Consider the following 23,101-nt stretch of genomic DNA (forward strand, 5'->3'; position numbering starts at 1 on the left):
GTCAGCGGGGCGGTCCGCTTGTAGAAATTAGCCACCGGTCGCCCAAACGGGCAGGGCACCGGACATCCTCTGGCGCGGGCACACCGCGCGGAGCCGTGGAACGGAGGTGTCGCGGTGGACACCGAGGAGCGAAGACGCGTGATCCTGGAGACGGCACGCCGCACCGGATCCGTGGACGTCGGGAAGCTCGCCGCCGACATCGGGGTCTCCAAGGAGACCGTGCGGCGGGACCTGAACGTCCTGGAGGAGCACGGGCTGGTGCGCCGTACCCATGGCGGTGCCCATCCCGTGGAGAGCGCGGGCTTCGAGACCACGCTCGCCTTCCGCACCACCATGCACGTCCCCGAGAAGTCCCGGATCGCGGCCTGCGCGGCCGAGCTGCTCGGGGACGCCGAGACCGTGTTCATCGACGAGGGTTACACCCCGCAGCTCATCGCCGCCGCACTGCCCCGCGACCGGCCTCTGACCGTCGTCACGTCCTCGCTGGCCACCGCCGGTGACCTGGCCCGCGCCGAGAACATCACGGTGCTGCTGCTCGGTGGCCGGGTGCGTGGCGGGACGCTGGCCACGGTCGACCACTGGGCGACCCGCATGCTGTCCGGCTTCGTCATCGACCTGGCGTACGTCGGAGCGAACGGCATCTCACGCGAGTACGGACTCACCACCCCCGACCCCGCGGTCAGCGCACTGAAGGCCGAGGTCATGAGAGTCGCCAGACGCCGGGTGTTCTCCGGGGTCCACACGAAGTTCGGCGCCGTGAGCTTCTGCCGCTTCGCGGAGGTCACCGAGTTCGAGGCGATCGTCACCGACACCGCTCTGCCCGCCTCCGAGGCACACCGCTACTCACTGCTGGGCCCCGAGGTCATCCGGGCCTGAGCCGCGATCCCCCGTCCCATCCCCCTCCCACACCGCCCTCGCAAGCCCGGGGGCCTGGTTCCGCACGCCCTCGAGACATCCCCAGGAGTCAGTCATGCGCGCACGAAGAATGACCCACGTCCTCATCACGGCCACGGCCGCCGGCTCGCTGCTGGTCGCCTGCAGCGGGGCGGGCGGCTCCTCCGGCTCCGGCGACGGCGGCAAGAGCATCAACGTGCTGATGGTCGGCAACCCGCAGATGGAGGACATCGCGAAACTGACCAAGAGCACCTTCACCAAGGACACCGGTATCAAGGTCAACTTCACGATCCTTCCCGAGAACGAGCTGCGCGACAAGGTCACCCAGGACATCGCCACCCAGGCCGGCCAGTACGACGTCGCCACCATCGGCGCCTACGAGGTCCCGATCTGGACCAAGAACGGCTGGCTGCACGAGCTCGGCTCCTACGCCGACAAGGACACCGGCTTCGACACGAGCGACCTGCTCAAGCCGATGGTCACGTCGCTGTCCGGCTCGGACGGCAAGCTCTACGCCCTGCCGTTCTACGGCGAGTCCTCCATGCTCATGTACAACAAGGACGTCATGAGCGCGAAGGGCGTCACGGTGCCCGAGCACCCGACCTGGCAGCAGATCGCCGACATCGCGGCCAAGGTCGACGGCGCCGAGCCCGGCATGAAGGGCATCTGCCTGCGCGGTCTGGCCGGCTGGGGGGAGCTGGGTGCGCCGCTGACGTCCGTGGTCAACACCTTCGGCGGCACCTGGTTCACCAAGGACTGGAAGGCCCAGGTCAACAGCCCGGCGTTCAAGAAGGCCACGAACTTCTACGTCGACCTGGTCCGCAAGCACGGTGAGGCGGGCGCCCCGCAGGCCGGGTTCACCGAGTGCCTCAACGCCATGAGCCAGAAGAAGGTCGCCATGTGGTACGACGCGACCAGCGCGGCCGGGTCGCTGGAGGACACCGGCTCCAGCAAGATCGCCGGCCATGTCGGCTACGCCTACGCACCCACCGTCGAGACCAAGAGCAGCGGCTGGCTGTGGGCCTGGGCGTGGGCCATGCCCAAGACCACGAAGAACGCCGACGCCGCCTCGCAGTTCATGCTGTGGGCGTCGAGCAAGAAGTACGAGAAGTTGGTCGGCGAGAAGCTCGGCTGGTCGCGGGTCCCGGCCGGCAAGCGGGCCAGCACCTACGAGCTCCCGCAGTACCAGAAGGCCGCCGGATCGTTCGGTGACATCACCCTGAAGTCCATCGAGGGAGCCGACCCGGCCAACCCGGGCGTCCAGCCCCGGCCGACCGTGGGCATCCAGTACGTGGCCATCCCGGAGTTCCAGGACCTGGGCACGAAGGTCACCCAGGAGATCTCGGCCGCCATCGCCGGCAAGACCAGCGTGGACAAGGCCCTCGACGACGGCCAGAAGCTCGCCGAGGACGTCGCCAAGAACTACCAGTGACCGTCACTGCCCGGCCGGCCCTTCCGCCGGCCGGGCACCGCTTCCCCCACCCCGGCCGTCACCGGCAGAGGAACCCTTCATGACCACACTCACCGCACCCCCCAAGACAGCACCCCCACCCGCCCGTACCAAGAAGTCCTCGGACACGGCCACGTGGAAGCGCCGTATCCCGCTGCTGCCCGCACTGGTCTTCACCATCGTCGTCACGCAGCTGCCGTTCGTGGCCACGCTCGTGATCTCCACCTTCCAGTGGAACATCCTCAAACCGGGCGAGCGGCACTTCGTCGGCCTGTCCAACTTCACGTTCGTCTTCACCGACGAACGGCTGCGCACCGCGGTCCTCAACACCGTCGTCCTCACCGCCTCGGTGGTCCTCGTCAGCGTGGTCCTCGGCCTCGGTCTGGCGATGCTGCTGGACCGCCGGTTCGTGGGCCGCGGACTGGCCCGCACCCTGCTCATCGCGCCGTTCCTGGTCATGCCGGTCGCGGCCGCGCTGCTGTGGAAGCACGCCATCTACAACCCCGACTACGGCCTGCTCAACGGCACCCTCAACGCCGTCTACCGCCTCTTCGGCGCCGACAACGGCCCCACGATCGACTGGATCTCCTCCTCCCCCATGCCCGCCGTCGTGGTCTCACTGGTCTGGCAGTGGACCCCGTTCATGATGCTGATCCTGCTGGCCGGCCTGCAGGCCCAGCCCGGCGACGTCCTGGAGGCGGCCCGCGTCGACGGCGCGTCGGCCACGGCGACCTTCCGGCACATCACGCTGCCGCATCTGCGCCAGTACATCGAGCTGGGCATCCTGCTCGGAACGATCTACGTCGTGCAGACCTTCGACGCGGTCTACACCATCACCCAGGGCGGCCCCGGCTCCCAGACCACCAACCTGCCCTACGAGATCTACCTGACCATGTTCCGCAAATACGAGTACGGCCAGGCGGCCGCCGCCGGAGTCGTCGTCGTCCTCGGCTCGATCGTGATCGCGACCTTCGCGCTGCGCACCATCGCGTCACTGTTCCGCGAGGAGGTGTCCCGATGACCGCTCACGCGGCAGTCGCCGCGCCCGGGGCGAGGCTCAGGAAACTCATCCGCAACCGCGACGACCAGGGCGGTGAGCCCCGCCTGTCGCCGCTGTGGACGTTCGTGGCCTGGCTGGCCACACTCGTGTTCTTCGCGCCGGTGGCCTGGATGGTGCTCACCTCCTTCCACCAGGAAGCCGACGCGGCGACCAACCCACCGACCCCCTTCGCGCCCCTCACCGTCGACCAGTACAAACTGCTGTTCAGCCGGAACATCACCCCCTTCCTCCTCAACTCGGCCATGGCGAGCGTCTTCTCGACCCTGCTGGTGCTCGCACTGGCGGTGCCGACGGCCTACGCACTGTCCATCAAGCCGGTGAAGAAGTGGACCGACGTGATGTTCTTCTTCCTCTCCACCAAGTTCCTCCCCGCCATCGCGGCCCTGCTGCCGGTGTACCTGATCGTCAAGGACGCCGGGATGCTGGACAACGTATGGACGCTGGTCATCCTCTACACCGCCATGAACCTCCCGATCGCGGTGTGGATGATGCGCTCCTTCCTCGCCGAGGTCCCCAAGGAGATCCTCGAGGCCGCCGAGGTCGACGGCGCGGGCCTGCTCACCGTCCTGTGGCGGATCGTCGCACCCGTCGCCATGCCCGGACTCGCCGCCACCTCGCTGATCTGCTTCATCTTCAGCTGGAACGAGTTCATGTTCGCCGTCAACCTCACCGCGACCCAGGCATCCACCGCACCGGTGTTCCTGGTCGGCTTCATCACCAACGAGGGCCTGTTCCTCGCACGGCTGTGCGCCGCCGCCACGCTGGTCTCCCTGCCCGTCCTCATCGCCGGTTTCGCCGCCCAGGACAAACTGGTCCGCGGCCTCTCCCTAGGAGCAGTCAAGTGAAAGCCGCTGTCATCGAAGCTCCCGGCAGGGTCACCGTCACCACGGTGCCCGACCCCACTCCGGGACCGCGCGAGGTCGTGGTGGATGTGGCGGCCTGCGGGCTGTGCGGCACCGATCTGCACATCCTCCAGGGCGAGTTCGCACCGACCCTGCCCGTGGTGCCGGGGCACGAGTTCGCCGGGGAGGTCGTGGGCCTCGGCAGCGAGGTCACCGAACTCGCCGTCGGCGACCGGGTCGCGGTGGACCCCTCGCTGTACTGCAACGAGTGCCGCTACTGCCGGGCCGGCCGCAACAACCTCTGCGACCGGTGGCAGGCGATCGGGGTGACCGTGGCCGGTGGCGCCGCCGAGTACGCCGTGGCGCCCGTCGCCAACTGCGTACGGCTGCCCGACCACGTGGACGTCCAGGACGCGGCCCTGATCGAGCCTCTGTCCTGCGCCGTGCGCGGCTACGACGTGCTCAACAGCAGACTCGGCTCCCATGTGCTCATCTACGGCAGCGGGACGATGGGCCTGATGATGCTGGAGCTCGCCAAGCGCACCGGAGCCGCCTCGGTGGACGTCGTCGACGTCAACCCCGAGCGGCTGGCCACGGCCGAGAAACTGGGCTGTTCCCGAGCCGCTGCCGGGGCCGACGAGCTGGGCCGGCCGGCCGGCTGGGACGTGGTGATCGACGCGACGGGCAACGCCGCCGCCATCCAGGACGGCCTGGAACGGGTCGCCAAGGCCGGCACGTTTCTCCAGTTCGGGGTCTCCGACTACGCCACGACGGCCACCATCTCGCCGTACAGGATCTACAACCAGGAGATCACCATCACCGGCTCCATGGCGGTGCTGCACAGCTACGAGCGCGCGGCGGAACTGTTCGCCGCCGGGGTGCTCGACCCGCAGATCTTCATCAGCCACCGGCTGCCGCTGGCCCAGTACCCGCAGGCGCTCGAGCAGTTCGCGGCCGGCCAGGGACGCAAGATCGTCGTCCTGCCCTGACCGCGGCGCGGTCTCGGGCTTGCGGCGGACCGCGGCGGTCAGGTGCTGATCGCCGCGGGCGCCTCCGCCGAACGCGTCAGCGAGGCAGCGCGTTGCCGATGATCTCCGTCGTACCGGCGACCAGCCACGCTCAGCCGACCGGCGCAGACCGCCGGCCTCTCGCGCCCCACGGCCGAGTCCGTCCTGGCCGGCCTCCCCACCCGCGGATGAGGCGCGCATGGCCATAGTCTTCGGGATCTACCCGGGCGGGACCACCGGTGATGACACGGGGGGCCTGGCCGGCGGCCTGCCCGACGACCCGGTCCGCGTGTCCGGCGCACTCGACCGTCTCCAGGGCCGACCGGGCCGCCCGTTCCTGGTACGCGCCTACATAGGCTTCGACGACACCACCCGCCTCGGCGAGCCGCACGCGACCGCGGCGCCGGCCGCCGCAGCCCGGTACGCCGTCCGCGGGCGCCGCCTGGACCTGGTGGCGCAGTACCAGTCCACCGCCGGGGACGTCGACGGCTACTGCGCCTTCCTGAGCGAGCTGGTCGAGCAGTACGGCGCGGTCACGAGCACCTTGCAGGTCACGGAGGAACCCGACGTCACGTCGAACCCGACGCTGGACGGCTACTACCCGGCGGTGCGCGAAGCGATCGTCCGTGGGGTCTCCGTCGTCAAAGCGCGCGCACGCGAACTCGGGCACGCGCACCTGCGCGTGGGATTCAACACCACTCCCCTCTTCGGGCCGGCCACCTCCTTCGTCACCGACCTGACCAAGCGCGGGGGAGCGCACTTCATCACCGAACTGGACTACGTGGGCCTGGACTTCTTCCCCGACGTCTTCCAGCCCGTCGCCGCATCCGATCTCGGGCACGCCGTCGAAGGGCTCCTCCGTCATCACCGTGAGTCGGTGCTGGCCCCCGCCGGCTTGGGGCATCTACCGCTGCACATCACCGAGCACGGTTGGCCCACCGGGCCCGAACGGCCCCCGCACCGGCAGGCCGAAGTCGTCGAGACCGTCGTAGGAGTGGTCGCCGCGCATTCCAAGCGACTCCACCTGAGCGGTTACACGCATTTCGCGCTGCGAGACGCCGACAGCTCCCGGCCGGGACTGTTCCACCAGTTCGGGCTCACCACCGATGACTACACTCCCAAGCCCGCCTTCGACACCATGAGGACGCTCGTCGAACGCTTCAGCGCCTGAGGACGGCCCGTAGTTCGAGCAGGCCATGTTCCTCCGCCCCACCGACGACGCCACCTTCGAGGGTGCCGAGGTCAAGGGGATCGACTCCGCCGACAACACGGCCCAGGGCCTGATCGACATGATCACCGAGAACGGTTGACGTCGTACGACGGGACCTTCGCGGGCGGCACCCGCGGCCCGCCGCCGACCGCTTCCGCGGTCTCATGACCGGGCCTGCGCGGTCACCCGTGAGGCCGGCACCGCGCGTGCTCACGGCACGGTGACCACCGCCTTGCCGCGGGCATGGCCCTGCTCCACATGGCGCACACCCTCGGCCGTGTCGGCCAGGGCGTAGGTCCGGTCGACCACCGGGGTGAGCTTGCCGGCCTCGATGAGCGCGGTGACGGCGAGCAGGTCCTCATGGGTCGGTCCGGCCGGGGGCGACGGGACGATCGGGCGGAGCCGCTGTCGGGCGACCGCGTCGACCGCGCTCAGTCGCAGCATGGAGCCCAACGCCCCGAACACGTGGCCCGGCGACCCGCCGCCGTTGGCCACCAGGGTGCCCGTCGGGACGAGCGCCCGGCGCAGCCGGCTCAGCGGCCGGTTGCCCACGTTGTCCAGGATCACGTCGTAGTGCGTGCGCCGGTCGGTGAAATCCTCCTCGGCGTAGTCGACGACGTGCGCGGCGCCCAGTGAGCGCACCAAGTCGACGTTGCGGGCACTGCAGACCCCGGTGACCTCCGCGTCCAAGGCGGCGGCGATCTGAACGGCGAACGTGCCCACGCCGCCGCCCGCCCCGTTGACCAGCACACGTTGACCGGCCCGCACCCGGCCCACGGTCCGGATGCCACGCAGGGCCGTCACCGCCCCCAGGGGTACGGCCGCGGCCTGCTCGAACGTCAGGCTCGGGGGCTTGGGCACCAACAGATCCGCGGTGGTGCGCGCGTACTCGGCGAAGGAGCCCGGACAGAAGCCGAGTACCTCGTCACCGGGCTCGAGCCCTCGGACGTCGGCGCCGACCGCCTCCACCTGCCCGGCCGCGTCGATGCCGGCCACCCGGCACTTCGGCCGGGTCAGCCCCACAACCCCCATCAGCCGCGCCACGAACGGGTCGCCGCGCACCATGTGCCAGTCGTAGGGGTTGAGCCCGGCGGCGCGCACCCGCACCAGCACCTCATCGGCTCCGACCTCCGGCCGGTCGGTGTCCGCCAGCCGCAGGACGTCCGGCGGGCCGAACCGCTCCTGAACAATCGCCTTCACCGGGTCTCCCCCATCCGTGGCGACGTCGGGGTGTACGGCGTACACCCCGTTGATGGCACGGTAGGTGTACGCCGTACACCCGTCAAGGGGTGAAGGAGGGTGTGCGTCGCCAGCGGGTCAGGTCGCACCCAGGAGCCGCTCGAGGCCGTCCAGCGTCAGGTCCAGAGCGAACTCGAACTCGAACTGGTCGTCACAACCCGAGCCGACCACGGAATCCCGGTCGTGAGCGACCGCCATGGCCAGTGCGGTGATGTGGGGGTAACGCGCGGCCATCTCCTCGGGCGGCAGCGCGTCCGGATCCGGCTCGCGGTCGGAGGCGTCCTCGAACAACTCCTGGGAGAAGCCCAGCAGCCGGCTCCCCATGACGTGCATCGCGTGATGGACCAGATCGATCGGAAACCCCCCGGCCCGAAAGATTCCGATCATGGAGTCCAGGTACTCCATGACCGCAGGGGTCGGCGTGGTCCGCGCCTTGATCCGCGACTCGATGACCCCGGGCGCCCAGGGGTGGCGCAGCAGCATGCGGCGGGCCGACAGCACCCGTCGGCGAATGGCGTCCTTCCAGTCGGCGTCCCCGGCGGGCGGGTCGATCTCACCGACGAGGACGTCGATCATGCCGTCCAGCAACTCGTTCTTGTTGGCCACGTGCTTGTACAGCGCCATGGGCACGACGCCGAGCGCCTGCGCGATCCTGCGCATGCTGAGCGCGTCGACTCCCCCTTCGTCGGCCAGCGCGACGGCGGCGCCCAGAACCCGCTCCCTGCTCAGAGGCGCGCGCGGCTGCGCGGCGGAGCCGGCCTGCATGCTTGTCTCCACGATCCCCTCTCGTACGGCCGGGGCCCGGAGCCGACCGTCCTTCCCCTTGACGACGGTACAGCGGCCGGGCCCCCGTCGGCGTCGCCCTCCTCCCGCCGCCCGCGAGCGGCTTCGTCTCGGCATGCGAGACCAACTCGGCCGCAAGACCCGCCCGATGGCGTGAAAACACCCCCGAGCCGCCCACATGCTGAAACGGGCCGCCCCTTTTTTCGAGTATGTCATGCTTCCGTCAAACCCACTTTGGGAGATCTTTAAGCTGCCCTTTCGGTGCCGGACCTACTTCGGCCAATGGTTCACACAACCGTTGTATGAAGTAATCCATGATCCCTATGCTTCCCGAGGCGCTCACGCCGACCATCTGAGAGAGCGCTTTCTATCCCGTTTACCCGGCTCACCCGCAAAGGACCTCGAGCATGTCCGTAAGTACCATCTGGGACAGTGAAATGGCGGCGGCGGTCGAGCGACTCGCCCGCGCCTCGGTCGACGACTACTACAACCCGTACCAGACATTCGAATGGCCCGACGGCATTCCACAGGACGCCATGTGGATGAGCCCCCACCTGCTCACCGTCCACGGGACCGCCGAGGCCGACGGCCTGACGTCCGAGCAGCTCAGGGAGTTGTCCCGCTGGGAGAGCATCCACTTCTACAGCCTGAACGTGCACGGCATCAGGGAACTGCTCCTCGAAGTGGTGCAGCGCATCCACACACCGGGCTTCGAGGTCCCCACCCCGTTCTTCCACCATTTCCTCGGCGAGGAGAACGAGCACATGTGGTTCTTCGCAGAATTCTGCCTCAGGTACGGGAAAAAGCTGTACGAGGACCGCTCGCTCCAATTCCCCCAGGAAAACACTTCACCGCTCGTCGCCAATTTCCTGGTTTTCAGCAGGATCCTCATCTTCGAGCAGATCGTCGACTACTTCAACAGCACGATGGCCGCAGACGAGTCCCTGCCGGAAACCATCCGCGCGATCAACCGCATCCACCACCAGGACGAATCCCGTCACATTGCCTTCGGCGGCCAGTTGGTCCGCGCCCTGTACCAGGCCATGCTGGACAAATCGACGCCCGAGGAAATCGCGTCTGCCCGGGAGTACATCGGCCGGTACATCGACGCGTCGGTGGCCCAGCTCTACAGCGTGGACGTCTACAAGGACGCGGGCCTGCCGGACCCCTACGGCCTGCGCCGCAGGCTGCTCGCCGATCCGGCACGCCGGCCGGCCCACGACCGCATCACGGCGCGCACCCGCGCCTTCTACCGCCGTATCGGCGTCCTGGACGCGGAGGTGGCGTCGTGAGCGTGACCACTCCCGCCCTGACGACCACCGATCCGGGCGCGGGTCTGGTCACGCTCGACCCGCCCCGCGCGCTCCTGCTGCAGAAACTCGACGAGCGGTTCCGGCAGCTCGCGGGCGAGGTCGGCGCGCACCCTCTCGTCCCTCCGGCTCTCCTGCCCGCCGAGTGGCTGGCAGACCTGGACTACTTCAAGAACTTCCCGCACCTGTGCCTCACCACAGGACGCTTCTCCGAGCAGGGCGCCGAGCTGCTGGCGGCGGGAACACCGGTCACGGCGCTCCCGGCCGTGTCGCACGAGCCCACGGGGTACGTCCTGCCTTCCGCCACCTGCTACGGGATGCTGCTGTCGCTGCGGGGCCGCCGGCTCTCCGAAGAGGTACGGCTGACGGCCGTCGGCCGCTGCTTCCGCAACGAGGACCACTTCGAAGGGCTGCGCCGGCTCCGGGGCTTCCACATGCGGGAAGTGATCTACCTCGGCCACCGCGACGGTGCCGAGCAACACCTCGCGCTCTCCCGGGAGTTCGTCCAGCGGCTCGCCGACGGACTCGGCCTGGAGCTGAAGGTCGTCACGGCCAACGACCCGTTCTACGACCGCGACGGCTCCCGCGCGAAACTCACCGCGCTGGATCCGGTCAAGCACGAGTTCGTCATCCCCGACGGTACGGCCATCGCCTCGATCAACAGGCACCGGAACTTCTTCGGCAGCCGGCTCGACATCACCTGGGACGACGCTCCGGCGTACACCAGCTGCACCGCCTTCGGCGTGGAACGGTGGATTCACGCCCTGGAGCTCCGCTACGGCTCCGCGGAGAAGGCCCTGGAGAGGCTGGACGATGACCGGCCTTGACGTGGCCGACGGCCTCCTGCCCGCCGGGCTGCCGGTCTCCTTCCCCCTCGTCCAGGCAGGCATGGGTGGCATCGCGACACCGCGGCTGGCCGCCGCCGTGAGCGAGGCCGGCGCTCTGGGCACCGTCGCACTGTACAAACTGCCGGCGGACGGCTGCCGTACGACCGTCCAGGAGACGGCGGCCCTCACGACACGGCCCTTCGGAGTCAACGTGATCCCGGAGGTCGCCGGCGAGACACTGCTCCGTGCGCAGGTCGCCGCAGCCGTGTCCGCGACGACCGATGACCGGCCGATGGTGCTCAACAGCTACGGACTGCCTCCCGCATGGCTCCCGTCCGAACTGGAGGGCTCCCGTTTCACCCTGATGGTGCAGGTCGGCACACCGGACGACGCGGCCCGGGCCGCCGACCTGGGCGCCCGGACCGTCGTACTCCAGGGAACGGAAGCGGGCGGGCACCTCCTGGGGGAACTGCCCCTTGATCAGCTGATCACCCGCACCGTGGCCCTGAACGCACCGGTGCACCTGCTCGCCGCGGGTGGTGTCGCGGACGGACGGCGCATGCGTGAGCTGTGTGAACTCGGTGCCGAGGGATGGCTGTTGGGCACGGCCTTCGTCGCCGCCCGCGAATCCGGTGCGCACGAGCTGTACAAGAGCGCGCTGATCGACGCCCAGGGAGCGACGGCCACCGTGGTGACCGACCGCTTCGAGATCGGCTGGCCCCTGCGCCCGCACCGCGTCCTGCGCAGCGCGGTGACCGACAGCCCCTCCCCACTCCCCTCGCAGTTCATCGCCTGGACCTCGGTGTCGGGCGGCCGCTACCCCGTGCCGCGCGGTTCGGCAGCCGCGCCCACGACGGAGACCACCGGCCGGATCGACGAGATGGCCAGGTACGCGGGCCACGGATGCGGCGCCGTGCGGGCGGTGCTCCCCGCGGCCGACATCGTGGCCGCGCTCCGCGAAAGCCACGCCCACGCCCTCGCGGCGGCTCTCCCCCCGAAGGAGTCGGTAATCCATGGCACTTGACCTGGGAATGGCCCAGATCAGCCAGATGGCGTTCGGATACTGGCAGGCCCAGACGCTCTTCGCGGCGGTGCGCACCGGAGTGTTCGAGGTGCTCGCCGAAGGTCCCCTCACCGTGGAGAAGGCCGCCGCTGCCGGCGGTCTGCCCGAGGACTCGGCGCTGCGACTGCTCGACGCCTGCGTGGCACTGCGCCTGCTCACGCGTTCCGGCGACGGCGAGTACGCCAACACCCCGCACGCGCAGCGGCTGCTCGTCGAGGAATCCGCGGAGTCCGTCACGCGCTGGGTGAAGGTGATGTCCCGCTGGTACGACCCCTGGGGCGGTATCACACAGGCCCTGCGGAACGGGCAGCCGGTGGAGGACCGGGCTCTGCGACTCGGCGACGACGAGGAATACGCCGCGGACTTCATCCTCGGCATGCACGAGTACAACTCCCGTAGCGCCGCCGCGCTGGCGCGGCTGGTCCCCCAGCAGGGCGCCGGCACGCTGATCGACGTGGGCGGGGGCGCGGGGACGTACAGCATCGCCTTCTGCGAGCAGTGGCCGGGCCTGACCGCCGAGGTGATCGACCTGCCGGCCGTGCTCCCGCTGACGGAACGCACGGTCGCACGGGCCGGCCTCGACGACCGGGTCCGGGTCCGGGCCGGCGACTACTACACCGATCGCTTCGGCTCAGCCGTGGACGTCGTCCTGCTCTCCAACGTCCTGCACCAGGAGAGCCCCGAGGCGGCCCTCGACATCCTGGGCAGGGCCCGCGAGGCGCTGTCGGCGTCGGGCCGGGTCCTGGTGCACGGTCACTTCCTCGACGAGACGCGCACCGCTCCCCTCTTCACCACGCTGCACAACCTCTCCGCGCTGGCCCTGTGGGACGGAGGACGCAGTTACACCGTGGCCGAGATGACGGAGCTGATGAGGCGGGCCGGATTGACCGACGTCGAGGTGGTGCAGGCACCGGAGGCGTCCGCGAAGCTGCTCGTCGGCACCGTCGGCGCCGCACCCGGCGCGGACGGGGGCCATGAGCGGGCTTAGTCCGGTGCGAGTCGGCGTCGATCTGGTGAGCGTCGCCCGGGTCTCGCGGCTGATGGACTCCTCGGCGGGCCGACTGCTGGCAGACCATTTCACCGACCGGGAGCGGGCGGAACTCGAGCAGGTCTCCAACGGCAGGCTGGAGACGCTGAGCGGCCGGATCGCCGCCAAGGAAGCCGTCATCAAGGTGCTCGCCCCCGAAGGCGAGATCATCCGCTGGGCCGAGGTGGAGATCCTCGGCCCGGCGGGCCGAGTTCCCCGTGCCCACCTGTCGGGCCGGGCGGCCCGGCTCGCGTTCGAGCGTCACCTGGATGCCATCGAGATCAGCATCAGTCACGAGGGCCCCTGGGCCGCCGCCATCGCCGCGGGCGCCACCGGCGCACCGGGCACAGCCAGAGATCACCACAACGGAGGAGAAGCATGAACGACCGGATCGTCGACTGGATCATGGAGAAGAACCCGCATCTCACGCAGCCCCCGGGCAAGGACGACGACCTCATCGAGGGCAGGCTCATCGACTCCCTGGCCTTCCTGGAGTTCGTCTACCTCCTGGAGGAGGTCACCGAGACGAGCATCGATCTCAGCACGATCACCGCCGAGGACTTCCGCAGCCTCGCCGCCATCGAGACCCGCTTCCTGGCTGCGGCCGGTCAGGGCGCGGAGGCCGCCCGATGAGTGCGCCAGGGGTCGACGACCCGCACACCGCACCGGACTTCGCGTCCTGCGCGCTGGTGACCATCGACGTCCAGAACGACTTCCTGTCCGACGCCCCCTACGGCATCCCGGGCACGACGGAAGTCCTGCCGGCCCTTCGGTCCGCCGTGTCCGCCTTCCGCTCCGCCGGCCGCCCCGTCATCCATGTCGTACGGCTCTACGATCCGGCAAGCGGTGATGTGGACCTGGTCAGGCGCGGGCTGATCGGCGGCGGGGTGCGCATCGCGGCGCCGGGAAGTGCGGGGAGCGCGCTGGCACCGGGGTTGGCCCCCGACAACGCGCCCGACCTGGACGCCGACCTGTTGCTGGCAGGCCGGCCACAGCGGCTCGGCCCCGGTGAGTACGCGGTCTTCAAGCCCCGTTGGGGCGCCTTCTACCGCACCTCGTTGCAGGAACTGCTGGACGAACTGGGCGTCAACACGGTCGTGTTCGCGGGCTGCAACCTGCCCAACTGCCCCAGGGCCAGCATCTTCGAGGCGTCGGAACGTGACTACCGGGTCGCCCTGCTCAGCGACGCGGTCTCCCGGGTGAGTGACAGCGCGCTGTCCGAGATCGAAGGGATCGGGGTCCGTCTGCTGACCGTCTCCGCGCTGCGCGAGCGCCTCCTTCCGGTGGGTGCGCACCGGTGAGCGTCCGTCAGGAGACAGAGGCGGACCACCGGACACGGTCGGGCGGGCAGCCGAAGGCGCTGCCCGCCCGGCGGGTGGCCCGGCTGCTGTCGAAGGTCACACTCGATCTGAGTCCGATCCGCGGCAGCCGGGACTACCGGGTGTTCTGGATCAGCCAGGTGGCCTCCCTCACCGGAAGCCAGATGACGGTGGTCGCGCTGGCGGCGCAGGCGTACCTGCTGCGGCACAACTCGCTGGACGTGGGCATCGTCAGCGCGGCACAGCTCGTGTCCCTCGTGGTGGGCGCCTTCGCCGGCGGCCACCTGGGCGACCGGGTGAACCGCCGAGCCATGCTCGTCACCCTCCAGATCGCGCAGGGTCTGTGCATGGCCGCGCTCGCCCTCGGAGTCGGGCTGAGCGGGACGACGGGACTGGCGTTCCTGGTCGCACTCGGGACGGCCCTGGCCCTGTGCACGGCCATGGACGAGCCCGTACGCGACTCCCTGGTGCCGTCCCTGCTGCGAGACCGGGACCTGGAAGCGGGGCAGGTGCTCAACCAGACCCTCTTCCAGATCACTTCCCTGGCCGGTCCCCTGGTCGGCGGTGTGGTGCTGTCCCTGTGGAACGTACGCGCCGTGTACGTCGTCGACGCGCTGACCTTCGCCGTGGCCGCGGTCGGCTATTACCTCATCCGCACCGGACGCGGGGGCAACCCCGGCGGCGCGGGCCCGTCCGGGCCGGCCCTGCGGGGTCTGTGGTCCGGCGTACGGTTCTTCCTGCGCCACCCGCTCATCCAGGCCATCGCCGTCATCGACCTGTTCGCGATGGTCTTCGGGATGCCCCGGGCCCTGTTCCCGCAGCTGGTCACGGACCACGGCGGATGGCCGTCCGGATCGCTGGGGCTGCTGTTCACCGCTCCGGCGCTCGGCGCCCTCCTGGCCGGAGCCACCGGCGGCTGGATCGGACGGGTGCGGCGGCAGGGGCTGGGAGTGATGGTCTCCGTCGGCGTGTGGGGTCTGGCCATCGCCGCCACCGGGCTGGTGCTGAACAGTCTCTGGGCGATCCTGCTGCTCCTGCTGGTCGCGGGCGCGGCCGACGCCGTGAGCGCGGTCCTGCGGGTGACGATGATGCAGCGGCACACACCCGTCCTGCTCCGCTCCCGGGTGAACGCCCTGTTCCTGCTGTTCGTGGTGGGCGGACCACGGCTGGGCGACATCGAATCGGGTGCGGTGGCGCACTGGGGCCTGCGGCTGTCCGTCGTCAGTGGCGGCCTTCTCTGTCTCGCCGGCGTCGTGATCACCGCTGTCTTCTGGCCCGGCTTCGCCCACTACCGCCGACGGGCACGCGCGACCGACGAGGATCCGAAGGAGGACCGGTGAGGAGCACATCTCTCCGCAGCGAGCGGCAGGGCCGGCTGAACCACGCCCAGGAGGACTGGTTCGCCGGGCAGCCCGACCAGCCCGACACCAGCTGCGACAACAACTCGGTCGCGGCGGTGAGCGTCGGTGACGTGCCCCTCGCGGAGGTCATGGACGCGATCGGCGTACTGCTGACCCGGCACGAGGCACTGCGCAGCCTCACTGACCCCACCGCCGGGCCCCATGGACGGCAACAGGTCTGTGCCGCACCGCGGACACGGGCCGAACTGGACACGGTCGTGCGCACGGTGGAGGCGGCCGCCGCGGCCGACGCCTTCGAGGAGCTCCGCGGAACCTGTTTCGATCTGGCTCGCGAGTGGCCCGTAGGCTTCCTCGTCGCGCACCACGGCGGCAAGGTGCGGGACATCGGCGTGGTGGCCGACCACGCCGCGCTGGACGTGGCGGGAATGAACGTCCTCCGTCAGGACCTCCACGCGCTGCTCACCGCTCCGTCGGCCGCATTGCCCGGCGTGCCCGAGCAGCCCCTCGACGTGGTGGACTGGGAGGAACTGCCCGAGGCCACGCGATACCGGGAGCGGGCCGAGGACTTCTGGCGCGGACAGGCGCGGCAACTGACCGGTCTGCTGGAGCGGTACGGAGCCGACACCACCGTGGACAGCGGCTTGCACGGCAACGGAAGCACCTACCGCACCGTGTGGCTCTCCACCCCCGACCTCCTCGCCGACGCCTCACGGGCGTCCGCGTCCCTGCGCGCACCGCTCCCCGCGGTGCTGCTCACGGCGTTCGGACTCGCGCTGAGCCAGGCGAGCGGCTGCCCGGTCAGCGGCCCCCTCGCCCTCACGGGCAACCGCCGGACGAAACAGGCCCGTCTCTCGGCCGACAAGAGGTTCATGCAGGGCCCGGTCGTGGTCCACGCCGACGACGACGCCGCCCTCGGCCGACTCGTCGCGAACTGCGCGTTCCAGCTCATGTGCGCGAGCACGCTGTCGCACATCGGAAAGGACAGGGCCGACGCCCTGTGGTCGGGCGCGTTGCCGCCGGGCATCGCACCGGAGCTCGCGGGTGCCTTCTTCAACTACGTGGACGAGACCGTCATGGAGGCCGTGCCGTCCTCGGGACGGCTGCCCGGTTCCGGGCTGGTCGGCGACTGGGTGCCGCTCGACGCGTTCGCCCCGGACGTCCGGCTCAGACGCGGACCCGATCTTATGCTGCTGGTCGTGGAGGGACGCGACCGCATGCGGCTGGGGCTGAAGTACCGGGAGGACCATCCGGCGGCCGACCTCGGCGAAGGATTCCTCCGAAGCCTGGCCGCTCTCGTGCGGTTCATGGGCGGGAGTCCCGAGGGGGCGGAGGCTCGCGTCGGCGACGCGCTGGCGGCACGGCCGTAGAGCGGGCGTACCAACGGCCGTCATGGGACTCGACGCGGATGGGCCGCCCGAAGCACGCGGTGAAGTTCTCCGAGGTCAGCACTGGTTCCACTGGACCGGAGACCAGCTCACGGCCCTCCCGCAGCAGGAAGGCGTGCGAGGTGGACGGCGGCAGCTCCTCCGGATGATGGGTGACCGTCACCGTGGACAGGCCCGGCCGACCGGTCGCGAGGCGGTGCAACGCGTCCACCAGGTCCTCCCGGGAGGGAAGGTCGAGTGCGTTGAACGGCTCGTCGAGCAGCAGCAGGGAGGGGTCGGACATCAGGGCGCGTGCGATGAGGATCCGCGCGCGCTGCCCGCCCGAGCAGTCACCGTAGGCGCGCTGGGCGAGATCCTTGCAGTCCAGCTCGGCCAGGAGCACATGGGCGCGTTCCCGGGCAGTGGTGTCGTACATCCGCCACAGCGGCTGCACCGTGCCGGTCGCGCCGGTGAGGACGACGGTGTGGGCGGTGGCGTCCAGGGGCACTTTCTGCGCGGCGTTGACAAAGCCGATACGGGCACGCAACTCCCGCACGTCCACCCGGCCGAGGCGGTGCCCGAGCACGTCCACGGTTCCCGTGGTGGGGTGGATGAGAGCGCCTGCGAGACGCAGCATGGTGGTCTTGCCGGCGCCGTTCGGCCCCAGCAGCGCCCAGTGTTCTCCCCGGTGTACGGTCCAGTCGAGCGAGTCCAGGACGACCTCCTGGCCCGTCGTACGACGGTGAACACTCACCCCGGACAGGGCGATGACGGGACGGGACGCGCTCTCACCCGCTGAGTGACCGGTCATTCGGGCAGCGTACCCGTCTGCCGAAGTACCGTCCGTGAGAGGCCGCTTCGCGGTCGGGCCGCCACTCCCCCGGATCCTCGCCGCGCTTCACCGGCCGATTGCCGGGGGCGGGGACCCCGCGCCCGGCCGAGCCCTGCCACCGCCGACGGATCAAGGTGCGGGCCAACGGGCAACGTCGGCGGCCCGCTCGCGCGGCAGCTGCACGAACAGGGCCACCCCGTCCCGATACTGGTGCGCGGCCCCGCCCGAGCGGCCGACCAGCCGGCCGGGATCGAGCGCGTCGTCGGCGATCTCGACAACCCCGACGACGTGGCCACCGCGGTCAAGGGCGTGGACGCCGTCTTCCTCATGCAGGTGGGCAACGGGACCGGGCAGACCCAGATCGTGATCGACGCCGTGCGCGACGCCGGCAACGCCAGGATCGTCATGCTGTCCGCGGTCGGGGCACGCCTGATGCCGATCAGCGACAACCCCGCCATCGGCGGAACCCTCGCGGCGCGAGGACCTCCTGCGCGAGTCCGGGCTGAACGTCACCTACCTGCGCCCGAACGGCTTCGCGTCCAATGCCCCGTGGTGGCTGGACGGCATCCGGGCCGGCAAGGTCGTGGACCCCACCGGAGAGGGCCGCCTGGCGGTCATCGACCCCGAGGACATCGTCCGCTGCGCCGCCGTCGTGCTCACCGAAGACGGGCACGTCGGCAAGGGCCACACCCTGAGCGGACCAGAAGCGCTCACCTCTCGGGAGCAGGTGGCCACGATCGCCGAGGTGACCGGGCAGACGATCGACTTCCAGGACGTCACTCGGGGCGCGGGCCCCCAGCCCTGGGTGAGCTGGGCGACGAGCAGCAGGCCACGTCGCCGAAGACGGGCACAACCTCACCCGAGATCGCCATTTCGGCCGTGAAGAGGTGTCCGTCCTCGCGCGTCGGAAAAATCTTACCCACACATATGGACGTCACGTTCATTAATTGCTTATATGAACGTGGCGTTCACATCTGGCCTCACTGAAGGGGAGAACCATGAGCACCTCCACCACCGATCGCGTGGCGCTGGTCACCGGCGGCTCGGGCGGCATCGGCCGTGTCGTGGCCGAACGGCTCGCCCAGGACGGTTTCGCGGTCGCCGTGCAGTTCGCGGGAAACAAGGGCAGGGCCGAGGACACCGTGGCCGCGATCACCACGGCCGGCGGCAGGGCCCTCGCAGTGGGAGGCGACGTCGCTGACGAGAGCGCGATGAGCGCGGCGTTCGACGCTGTCGAGTCCGCCTTCGGCGGCGTCGACGCGGTCGTGAACACCGCCGGCATCATGATCCTGGCGCCGATCGCGACGTTCGACCTCGCCGACCTGGACCGCATGCACCGCACGAACATCCGCGGCACCTTCGTCGTCTCCCAGCAGGCCGCGCGCCGCGTCCGCCCGGGTGGCACCATCGTCAACTTCTCCACCTCGGTGGTCCGCACCCAGCTTCCCGCCTACGGCGCCTACGTCGCCAGCAAGGCCGCGGTCGAGGGCCTGACCCTCACCCTGGCCCGTGAACTGCGCGGCCGGGACATCACCGTCAACGCCGTCGCGCCCGGCCCCACGGCCACACCGCTGTTCCTGAACGGCAAGGACGACGCCACCATCGCGAACTTCGCCAAGGCGACCCCGCTCGAGCGGCTGGGCCGGCCCGAGGACATCGCCGAGGTCGTCTCGTTCCTCGCCGGCCCCGCGCGCTGGGTCAACGGACAGATCCTCTACGCCAATGGCGGCCTCGCCTGACCCCTGCCGTACAGCACCATCCCGCCCCCGCTGTCACTGCTGAAAGGAACCACCTCCCATGTCCACCACCGGCACCATCGTCGTCATCACCGGCGCCTCCAGCGGTTTCGGCGCCCTCACCGCCCGCGCGCTGGCCGACGCCGGCCACACGGTCTACGCCGGCATGCGCCAGACCACCGGCCGCAACGCACCCCAGGTCCAGGCCGCCGCCGACTACGCCAAGGAGCACCGCGCCGACCTGCGCTCCATCGAGCTCGACGTGAACTCCCAAGCCTCGGTCGACACCGCCATCGCACGGATCGAGGCCGAGCACGGCCACATCGACGTGCTGATCCACAACGCCGGCCACATGGTGACCGGGCCCGCCGAGGCCTTCACCCCCGACCAGCTCGCCGAGCTCTACAACGTGAACGTGCTGTCCACCCAGCGCGTCAACCGCGCCGCGCTGCCGGGCATGCGCCGACGCGGACAGGGACTGGTGCTCTGGGTCTCCAGCACCAGCGTCAAGGGCGGCACCCCGCCCTACCTCGCCCCCTACTTCGCCGCCAAGGCCGCCATGGACTCCCTCGCGGTGTCCTACGCCGGCGAACTCGCCCGCTGGGGCGTGGAAACCTCCATCGTCGTCCCCGGCTCGTTCACCAGCGGCACCAACCACTTCGCCCACTCCGGCCACCCCGACGACACCACCGTCGAGGCCGAGTACGAGACCAGATACACCGGTCTCATGGACCAGGTGGCGACCAAGCTCGCCGCCCTCGCCCCGGAGGGCGCGTCCGCGTCGCTGGTCTCCGACGAGATCGCCCGTATCGTCGCCCTGCCCGCCGGACAGCGCCCCTACCGCGTTCACATCGACCCCGCCGACGACGGATCCGAGGAGGTCTCCGACACCGCGGACCGCATCCGCCGCGAATTCCTCACCCGCATCGACCTCGCCGACCTGCTCACCATCCACCGGTGAAACCCGTGCCCGCCCGGGAGGACGGACTCAGCCTCCCGCCCCGGCTCCCCTCACCACCACAGGAGCCGTCACCTGCGGCGGGTGCGTGCGGTCCCGCTACCGTGGCCGCCGGCCCGAGGTGGTGCGCCACCGCGTTTCGGACGGACGCCCTCGGTGACCGGAGGACGCGCAGGAGCGGGCCGGACGCAGGGCCGCCGAGGTCAGGGAGACACGGCCGGGAGTACCTGTTCGGCCCAGATCGTCTTGCCCGTGGTGGTCTGGCGGGCCCCCCAGCCCTGGGTGAGCTGGGCGACGAGCAGCAGGCCACGTCCGCCTTCGTCGAACACGCGGGCACGGCGCAGGTGGGGAGCTGTGCTGCTGGCGTCGGACACCTCGCAGGGAGACTCCTGTCGTCGATCCGTCGCAGCCGATGGGGGGATCGGCATGGCGGATGGCGTTGGTGACCAGTTCGCTGACCACCAACTCGGTGACGAACGTGGACTCCTCCAGCCCCCACCGAGCCAGTTGATCGGACACCGCCCTGCGGGCCCGGGCCACGATGGCGGGATCCGCCGGCAGATCCCAGGAGGCGACCTGGTCCGCGCTGAGGGAGCGGGTGCGCACGGCGAGCAGGGCGACGCTGGCGCCGAAGCCGGTGGCGCTGTCGTCCGGAACGGCGTCCTCGTCGGAGTCGGTGTGCGCCACCAGGTCGTCGAGATGGGTGAGCAGCTCATCCGGTGGCAGATCGACATCGGCCGGTGTGCGGACGGCGGACCGCAGCCGTCCCATGGCGGCCGCGGCCTGCACCCCGTGGCCGACCACGTCTCCGACGACCAGGGCGACCCGGGTACCGGACAGCGGGATGACGTCGAACCAGTCGCCACCCACACCCGCCCGGGAGTCGGTCGGCAGATAGCGGGAGGCCACCTCGACGCCTGCCTGATCCGGTACGTTCCGGGGATCCCGACAGGCAGGGCGGGCGTGCGGGGTGACGGGGAACCGGAGCGCGTGGGGCGAAACCCGCTCGGTCGTGCTGCCGGTAGCGCGCGGGTCCGGGCTTCCATCCGTACTCGGTCCGGTCAAAATGCGCGGAAGTCCTCGAAGGAAGGCTCGAACGAGGGGTCAGGCAAGCGAAAGGCCTTGCAGCGAGCCTCTTGCCTGCCCTGAGGTCCGACGCCGATCGTCTCGTCGGGGAAGGCGTCGGGAATCGCTGTCCATCCCAGGTTTCGCTCGAAGTAGCGCGCCGCTGTGTGCACGGACGGCCACCAGTCGTCGTCGACGATGATCAGACCTCCGGGCCGGACGATCTTGCGCAAGAAGTAGAGATCGACGAAGACTTCGTGGAACCGGTGACTGCCGTCCACAAATGCCGCGTCGGCGATGAAGCCTTCGCCGAGGAGCTGCGGGAGCGCGACAGAGGAAGGGGCGGGCATGAGCGTGGCGATCGAGTCCAGCCCCGCAGAGCACAGCAGATCCCAGCCCGCGTTGGAGTACTCGCGCTCTTGGAACGGGTCGATGACGACGTGCCGAGGAAGCGGACGGTTGACGATTGCCAGCGCCTCACCGATGGCGAGCGCAGAACTTGCGTATGCGAGACCGACCTCGACGACCTTCTCGGCTCCCTCGGACACCATCAGGTCGCGCAGCTGGTCGCAGTGGCGTTCGGGCACCGTGACGGTCTCGAAGTCTCCCTCGTGGTCTCGCGTCCTCGGCGGCCCCTCCCGCGCCAGCCGCTGCCGCACCTCACGGACCCGCGTCGCACCATCATCCGCGTTCGTCATACCCGCCGCTCCTCCACGCATACAGAGCACCTGACGCTCACCGGCTTTGTCCGAGGCGAAATCCTCATGCCCGTTTCCGGCCGGCCTCACGACTTCGTGACGGCGGCTGGGCTCCCGTCCCACCTCTCAGGTGTGACACCGGTCGTCGAAGGCGGAGTCCGGGCGGCGATGCGCTGGTGTTCTTGATCGGCCAGTTCGGACAGGGCCGTTGCCCCGCGGCCGGCGAACAATGCTTTCGCTCGTTGCAGCTGAGCGAGTCCTCCGGGCCGGCGGTCGAGGCCGGACAGCTCAACCGCCATCGCCCCCCGAGTCCCGGGGATCCCCCTGGCACAGCACTTTCGATCAGCCAATTCAACGTTTGTCCAAGGTTCCCCGACGGTCGGCCGAGCATCTTGGTCCAGGACCTCGCCCCCCGGAACGGCTCAACGACAGCCGCCAAGGCCCGGCGATCGGTCACATGGTCCGCAACATCGACGGAAGGAAACCCACAGTGCCCATATCCAGGATCCGAAGTGCGGCCACGTTGGCCGGCTGCCTGATCGCCCTGGCCGGTCTCGCCACAGCCGCCCCGGCCTCCGCGGCTCCGTCGGCGCCGAACAGCGCTGGGGCGGCGGCCGCCGCCGGGCGCAGCGATTACTGCGACAGCTACGTGTGCGGAAGCGGCACGTTCACCTTCTCCGCCTCCAGGAGACAGCTCACCGGTGCCATGTCGGTGAGATTCCCCTGCAACACCGGCGTGACCTACGCGCGCATCCGCATCGTCACCGAAACGGCCAGCAGCACCGGCAAACAGTACGGCGCCTGGCACACGACCACCACGTGCGGCCAGTACGCGACCTTCAGCAACCTCACCTGGAACCAGAGCGAATCGATCTACAGCTGGGCCATCCAGGAGAATCGCAGCGGCGGCGGTATCGCAACCGGGAACTGGCTCCAGATCTGACCGTCACGGGGAAGCGCCGGCCGGGCTCCCCCGTGATCTCGCGAGCCGGCGGTCGACGCGGCCGACCGCCGTTCGTTCGCTGCCGCCGCGTGACGCGACGGGGTGGCGCTACC

General features: G+C 70.0%; 23 protein-coding genes and 2 pseudogenes. 20 read left to right on the top strand and 5 right to left on the bottom strand.

Annotated elements, in window-relative coordinates:
* Positions 1–114 precede the first annotated feature (114 nt).
* The 6 genes from ACIBVL_RS03655 (at position 115) to ACIBVL_RS03680 (ending at position 6,424) form a co-directional block, all read left to right on the top strand.
* Positions 115–876 carry a DeoR/GlpR family DNA-binding transcription regulator gene (locus ACIBVL_RS03655; RefSeq protein ID WP_399091118.1) on the top strand — a complete coding sequence of 254 codons (762 nt, stop codon included), beginning with the start codon at positions 115–117 and terminating at the stop codon, positions 874–876.
* Between the two features lie 94 nt (positions 877–970).
* Positions 971–2,326 (top strand): ABC transporter substrate-binding protein, encoded by a 1,356-nt coding sequence (locus tag ACIBVL_RS03660; protein WP_399091121.1) that lies wholly within the window; start codon positions 971–973, stop codon positions 2,324–2,326.
* 79 nt (positions 2,327–2,405) lie between these two features.
* Entirely contained in the window at positions 2,406–3,365 is a 960-nt protein-coding gene (locus ACIBVL_RS03665; RefSeq protein ID WP_399091123.1) for a carbohydrate ABC transporter permease, read from the top strand.
* The gene (locus tag ACIBVL_RS03670; RefSeq protein ID WP_399091126.1) at positions 3,362–4,249 is read left to right on the top strand and encodes a carbohydrate ABC transporter permease; all 888 of its coding nucleotides are present in this window, start codon (positions 3,362–3,364) and stop codon (positions 4,247–4,249) included. Before ACIBVL_RS03665 ends, ACIBVL_RS03670 begins: the two co-directional genes overlap by 4 nt.
* Complete coding sequence (locus ACIBVL_RS03675) at positions 4,246–5,235, top strand: zinc-dependent alcohol dehydrogenase family protein (RefSeq protein WP_399091129.1); 990 nt, start codon at positions 4,246–4,248, stop codon at positions 5,233–5,235. Before ACIBVL_RS03670 ends, ACIBVL_RS03675 begins: the two co-directional genes overlap by 4 nt.
* 217 nt (positions 5,236–5,452) lie before the next feature.
* Entirely contained in the window at positions 5,453–6,424 is a 972-nt protein-coding gene (locus ACIBVL_RS03680) for a hypothetical protein (protein ID WP_399091132.1), read from the top strand.
* Positions 6,425–6,673: 249 nt separating this feature from the next.
* On the opposite strand, the gene ACIBVL_RS03685 is transcribed toward ACIBVL_RS03680, so the two are convergent.
* Complete coding sequence (locus ACIBVL_RS03685) at positions 6,674–7,663, bottom strand: NAD(P)-dependent alcohol dehydrogenase (RefSeq protein WP_399091135.1); 990 nt, start codon at positions 7,661–7,663, stop codon at positions 6,674–6,676.
* A gap of 117 nt (positions 7,664–7,780) precedes the next feature.
* Positions 7,781–8,467: a TetR/AcrR family transcriptional regulator C-terminal domain-containing protein gene (locus tag ACIBVL_RS03690; RefSeq protein WP_399091138.1), complete on the bottom strand. Its 687-nt coding sequence runs from the start codon at positions 8,465–8,467 to the stop codon at positions 7,781–7,783.
* 425 nt (positions 8,468–8,892) lie between these two features.
* Between ACIBVL_RS03690 and ACIBVL_RS03695 the strand changes: the two genes are divergently transcribed.
* Genes ACIBVL_RS03695 through ACIBVL_RS03735 form a run of 9 tightly spaced genes read left to right on the top strand, consistent with a single transcriptional unit; the run spans position 8,893 to position 16,759 of the window.
* On the top strand, positions 8,893–9,777 hold the full coding sequence (locus ACIBVL_RS03695) for a diiron oxygenase (protein WP_399091141.1): 885 nt from the start codon (positions 8,893–8,895) through the stop codon (positions 9,775–9,777).
* A gap of 2 nt (positions 9,778–9,779) precedes the next feature.
* Positions 9,780–10,622 carry an aminoacyl--tRNA ligase-related protein gene (locus ACIBVL_RS03700; RefSeq protein ID WP_399092033.1) on the top strand — a complete coding sequence of 281 codons (843 nt, stop codon included), beginning with the start codon at positions 9,780–9,782 and terminating at the stop codon, positions 10,620–10,622.
* The gene (locus ACIBVL_RS03705; protein ID WP_399091144.1) at positions 10,609–11,646 is read left to right on the top strand and encodes an NAD(P)H-dependent flavin oxidoreductase; all 1,038 of its coding nucleotides are present in this window, start codon (positions 10,609–10,611) and stop codon (positions 11,644–11,646) included. Before ACIBVL_RS03700 ends, ACIBVL_RS03705 begins: the two co-directional genes overlap by 14 nt.
* Positions 11,636–12,673: a methyltransferase gene (locus ACIBVL_RS03710; RefSeq protein WP_399091147.1), complete on the top strand. Its 1,038-nt coding sequence runs from the start codon at positions 11,636–11,638 to the stop codon at positions 12,671–12,673. Before ACIBVL_RS03705 ends, ACIBVL_RS03710 begins: the two co-directional genes overlap by 11 nt.
* Positions 12,660–13,094 carry a holo-ACP synthase gene (locus ACIBVL_RS03715; RefSeq protein WP_399091149.1) on the top strand — a complete coding sequence of 145 codons (435 nt, stop codon included), beginning with the start codon at positions 12,660–12,662 and terminating at the stop codon, positions 13,092–13,094. Before ACIBVL_RS03710 ends, ACIBVL_RS03715 begins: the two co-directional genes overlap by 14 nt.
* Positions 13,091–13,345, top strand: a complete 255-nt coding sequence (locus ACIBVL_RS03720; RefSeq protein ID WP_399091152.1) for an acyl carrier protein — start codon at positions 13,091–13,093, stop codon at positions 13,343–13,345. The genes ACIBVL_RS03715 and ACIBVL_RS03720 overlap by 4 nt, the downstream gene beginning before the upstream one ends.
* Positions 13,342–14,013 carry a cysteine hydrolase family protein gene (locus ACIBVL_RS03725; protein WP_399091153.1) on the top strand — a complete coding sequence of 224 codons (672 nt, stop codon included), beginning with the start codon at positions 13,342–13,344 and terminating at the stop codon, positions 14,011–14,013. The genes ACIBVL_RS03720 and ACIBVL_RS03725 overlap by 4 nt, the downstream gene beginning before the upstream one ends.
* Positions 14,010–15,371, top strand: a complete 1,362-nt coding sequence (locus ACIBVL_RS03730; protein WP_399091156.1) for an MFS transporter — start codon at positions 14,010–14,012, stop codon at positions 15,369–15,371. The genes ACIBVL_RS03725 and ACIBVL_RS03730 overlap by 4 nt, the downstream gene beginning before the upstream one ends.
* Entirely contained in the window at positions 15,368–16,759 is a 1,392-nt protein-coding gene (locus tag ACIBVL_RS03735; RefSeq protein WP_399091159.1) for a hypothetical protein, read from the top strand. Before ACIBVL_RS03730 ends, ACIBVL_RS03735 begins: the two co-directional genes overlap by 4 nt.
* Here ACIBVL_RS03735 and ACIBVL_RS03740 read toward each other — a convergent pair.
* Entirely contained in the window at positions 16,695–17,567 is an 873-nt protein-coding gene (locus tag ACIBVL_RS03740; protein ID WP_399091162.1) for an ABC transporter ATP-binding protein, read from the bottom strand. The genes ACIBVL_RS03735 and ACIBVL_RS03740 overlap by 65 nt on opposite strands.
* Here ACIBVL_RS03740 and ACIBVL_RS03745 point away from each other — a divergent pair.
* From ACIBVL_RS03745 to ACIBVL_RS03760, 4 genes and pseudogenes are all read left to right on the top strand, one after another.
* Positions 17,556–17,957 (top strand): annotated as a pseudogene (locus ACIBVL_RS03745) (SDR family oxidoreductase); the annotation flags it as partial. The gene ACIBVL_RS03740 and the pseudogene ACIBVL_RS03745 overlap by 12 nt on opposite strands.
* A gap of 214 nt (positions 17,958–18,171) precedes the next feature.
* The gene (locus ACIBVL_RS03750) at positions 18,172–18,471 is read left to right on the top strand and encodes a hypothetical protein (RefSeq protein ID WP_399092097.1); all 300 of its coding nucleotides are present in this window, start codon (positions 18,172–18,174) and stop codon (positions 18,469–18,471) included.
* A 115-nt stretch (positions 18,472–18,586) separates the two neighbouring features.
* A complete protein-coding gene (locus ACIBVL_RS03755) occupies positions 18,587–19,327 on the top strand; it encodes an SDR family oxidoreductase (protein ID WP_399091165.1) in 741 nt (246 codons plus the stop codon).
* Positions 19,328–19,385: 58 nt separating this feature from the next.
* On the top strand, positions 19,386–20,285 hold the full coding sequence (locus ACIBVL_RS03760; RefSeq protein ID WP_399091168.1) for an SDR family oxidoreductase: 900 nt from the start codon (positions 19,386–19,388) through the stop codon (positions 20,283–20,285).
* A gap of 200 nt (positions 20,286–20,485) precedes the next feature.
* Here ACIBVL_RS03760 and ACIBVL_RS03765 read toward each other — a convergent pair.
* Positions 20,486–21,224 (bottom strand): annotated as a pseudogene (locus ACIBVL_RS03765) (SpoIIE family protein phosphatase); the annotation flags it as partial.
* A 119-nt stretch (positions 21,225–21,343) separates the two neighbouring features.
* Positions 21,344–22,045, bottom strand: a complete 702-nt coding sequence (locus tag ACIBVL_RS03770; RefSeq protein WP_399091170.1) for a class I SAM-dependent methyltransferase — start codon at positions 22,043–22,045, stop codon at positions 21,344–21,346.
* A gap of 457 nt (positions 22,046–22,502) precedes the next feature.
* Between ACIBVL_RS03770 and ACIBVL_RS03775 the strand changes: the two genes are divergently transcribed.
* Positions 22,503–22,988 (top strand): hypothetical protein, encoded by a 486-nt coding sequence (locus tag ACIBVL_RS03775; protein ID WP_399091173.1) that lies wholly within the window; start codon positions 22,503–22,505, stop codon positions 22,986–22,988.
* Positions 22,989–23,101: the final 113 nt, after the last annotated feature.

Origin of the sequence: Streptomyces sp. NPDC049687 (assembly GCF_044465285.1) — a bacterium.
Lineage (GTDB): Bacteria > Actinomycetota > Actinomycetes > Streptomycetales > Streptomycetaceae > Streptomyces.

Excerpts from the sequence above, each read along its gene's own strand:
- ACIBVL_RS03660 (WP_399091121.1), top strand. The coding sequence starts at position 971 with ATGCGCGCACGAAGAATGACCCACGTCCTCATCACGGCCACGGCCGCC.
- ACIBVL_RS03665 (WP_399091123.1), top strand. The coding sequence starts at position 2,406 with ATGACCACACTCACCGCACCCCCCAAGACAGCACCCCCACCCGCCCGT.
- ACIBVL_RS03670 (WP_399091126.1), top strand. The coding sequence starts at position 3,362 with ATGACCGCTCACGCGGCAGTCGCCGCGCCCGGGGCGAGGCTCAGGAAA.
- ACIBVL_RS03680 (WP_399091132.1), top strand. The coding sequence starts at position 5,453 with ATGGCCATAGTCTTCGGGATCTACCCGGGCGGGACCACCGGTGATGAC.
- ACIBVL_RS03690 (WP_399091138.1), bottom strand. The coding sequence starts at position 8,467 with ATGCAGGCCGGCTCCGCCGCGCAGCCGCGCGCGCCTCTGAGCAGGGAG.
- ACIBVL_RS03695 (WP_399091141.1), top strand. The coding sequence starts at position 8,893 with ATGTCCGTAAGTACCATCTGGGACAGTGAAATGGCGGCGGCGGTCGAG.
- ACIBVL_RS03705 (WP_399091144.1), top strand. The coding sequence starts at position 10,609 with ATGACCGGCCTTGACGTGGCCGACGGCCTCCTGCCCGCCGGGCTGCCG.
- ACIBVL_RS03710 (WP_399091147.1), top strand. The coding sequence starts at position 11,636 with ATGGCACTTGACCTGGGAATGGCCCAGATCAGCCAGATGGCGTTCGGA.
- ACIBVL_RS03715 (WP_399091149.1), top strand. The coding sequence starts at position 12,660 with ATGAGCGGGCTTAGTCCGGTGCGAGTCGGCGTCGATCTGGTGAGCGTC.
- ACIBVL_RS03720 (WP_399091152.1), top strand. The coding sequence starts at position 13,091 with ATGAACGACCGGATCGTCGACTGGATCATGGAGAAGAACCCGCATCTC.
- ACIBVL_RS03725 (WP_399091153.1), top strand. The coding sequence starts at position 13,342 with ATGAGTGCGCCAGGGGTCGACGACCCGCACACCGCACCGGACTTCGCG.
- ACIBVL_RS03740 (WP_399091162.1), bottom strand. The coding sequence starts at position 17,567 with ATGACCGGTCACTCAGCGGGTGAGAGCGCGTCCCGTCCCGTCATCGCC.
- ACIBVL_RS03755 (WP_399091165.1), top strand. The coding sequence starts at position 18,587 with ATGAGCACCTCCACCACCGATCGCGTGGCGCTGGTCACCGGCGGCTCG.
- ACIBVL_RS03760 (WP_399091168.1), top strand. The coding sequence starts at position 19,386 with ATGTCCACCACCGGCACCATCGTCGTCATCACCGGCGCCTCCAGCGGT.
- ACIBVL_RS03770 (WP_399091170.1), bottom strand. The coding sequence starts at position 22,045 with ATGACGAACGCGGATGATGGTGCGACGCGGGTCCGTGAGGTGCGGCAG.
- ACIBVL_RS03775 (WP_399091173.1), top strand. The coding sequence starts at position 22,503 with ATGGTCCGCAACATCGACGGAAGGAAACCCACAGTGCCCATATCCAGG.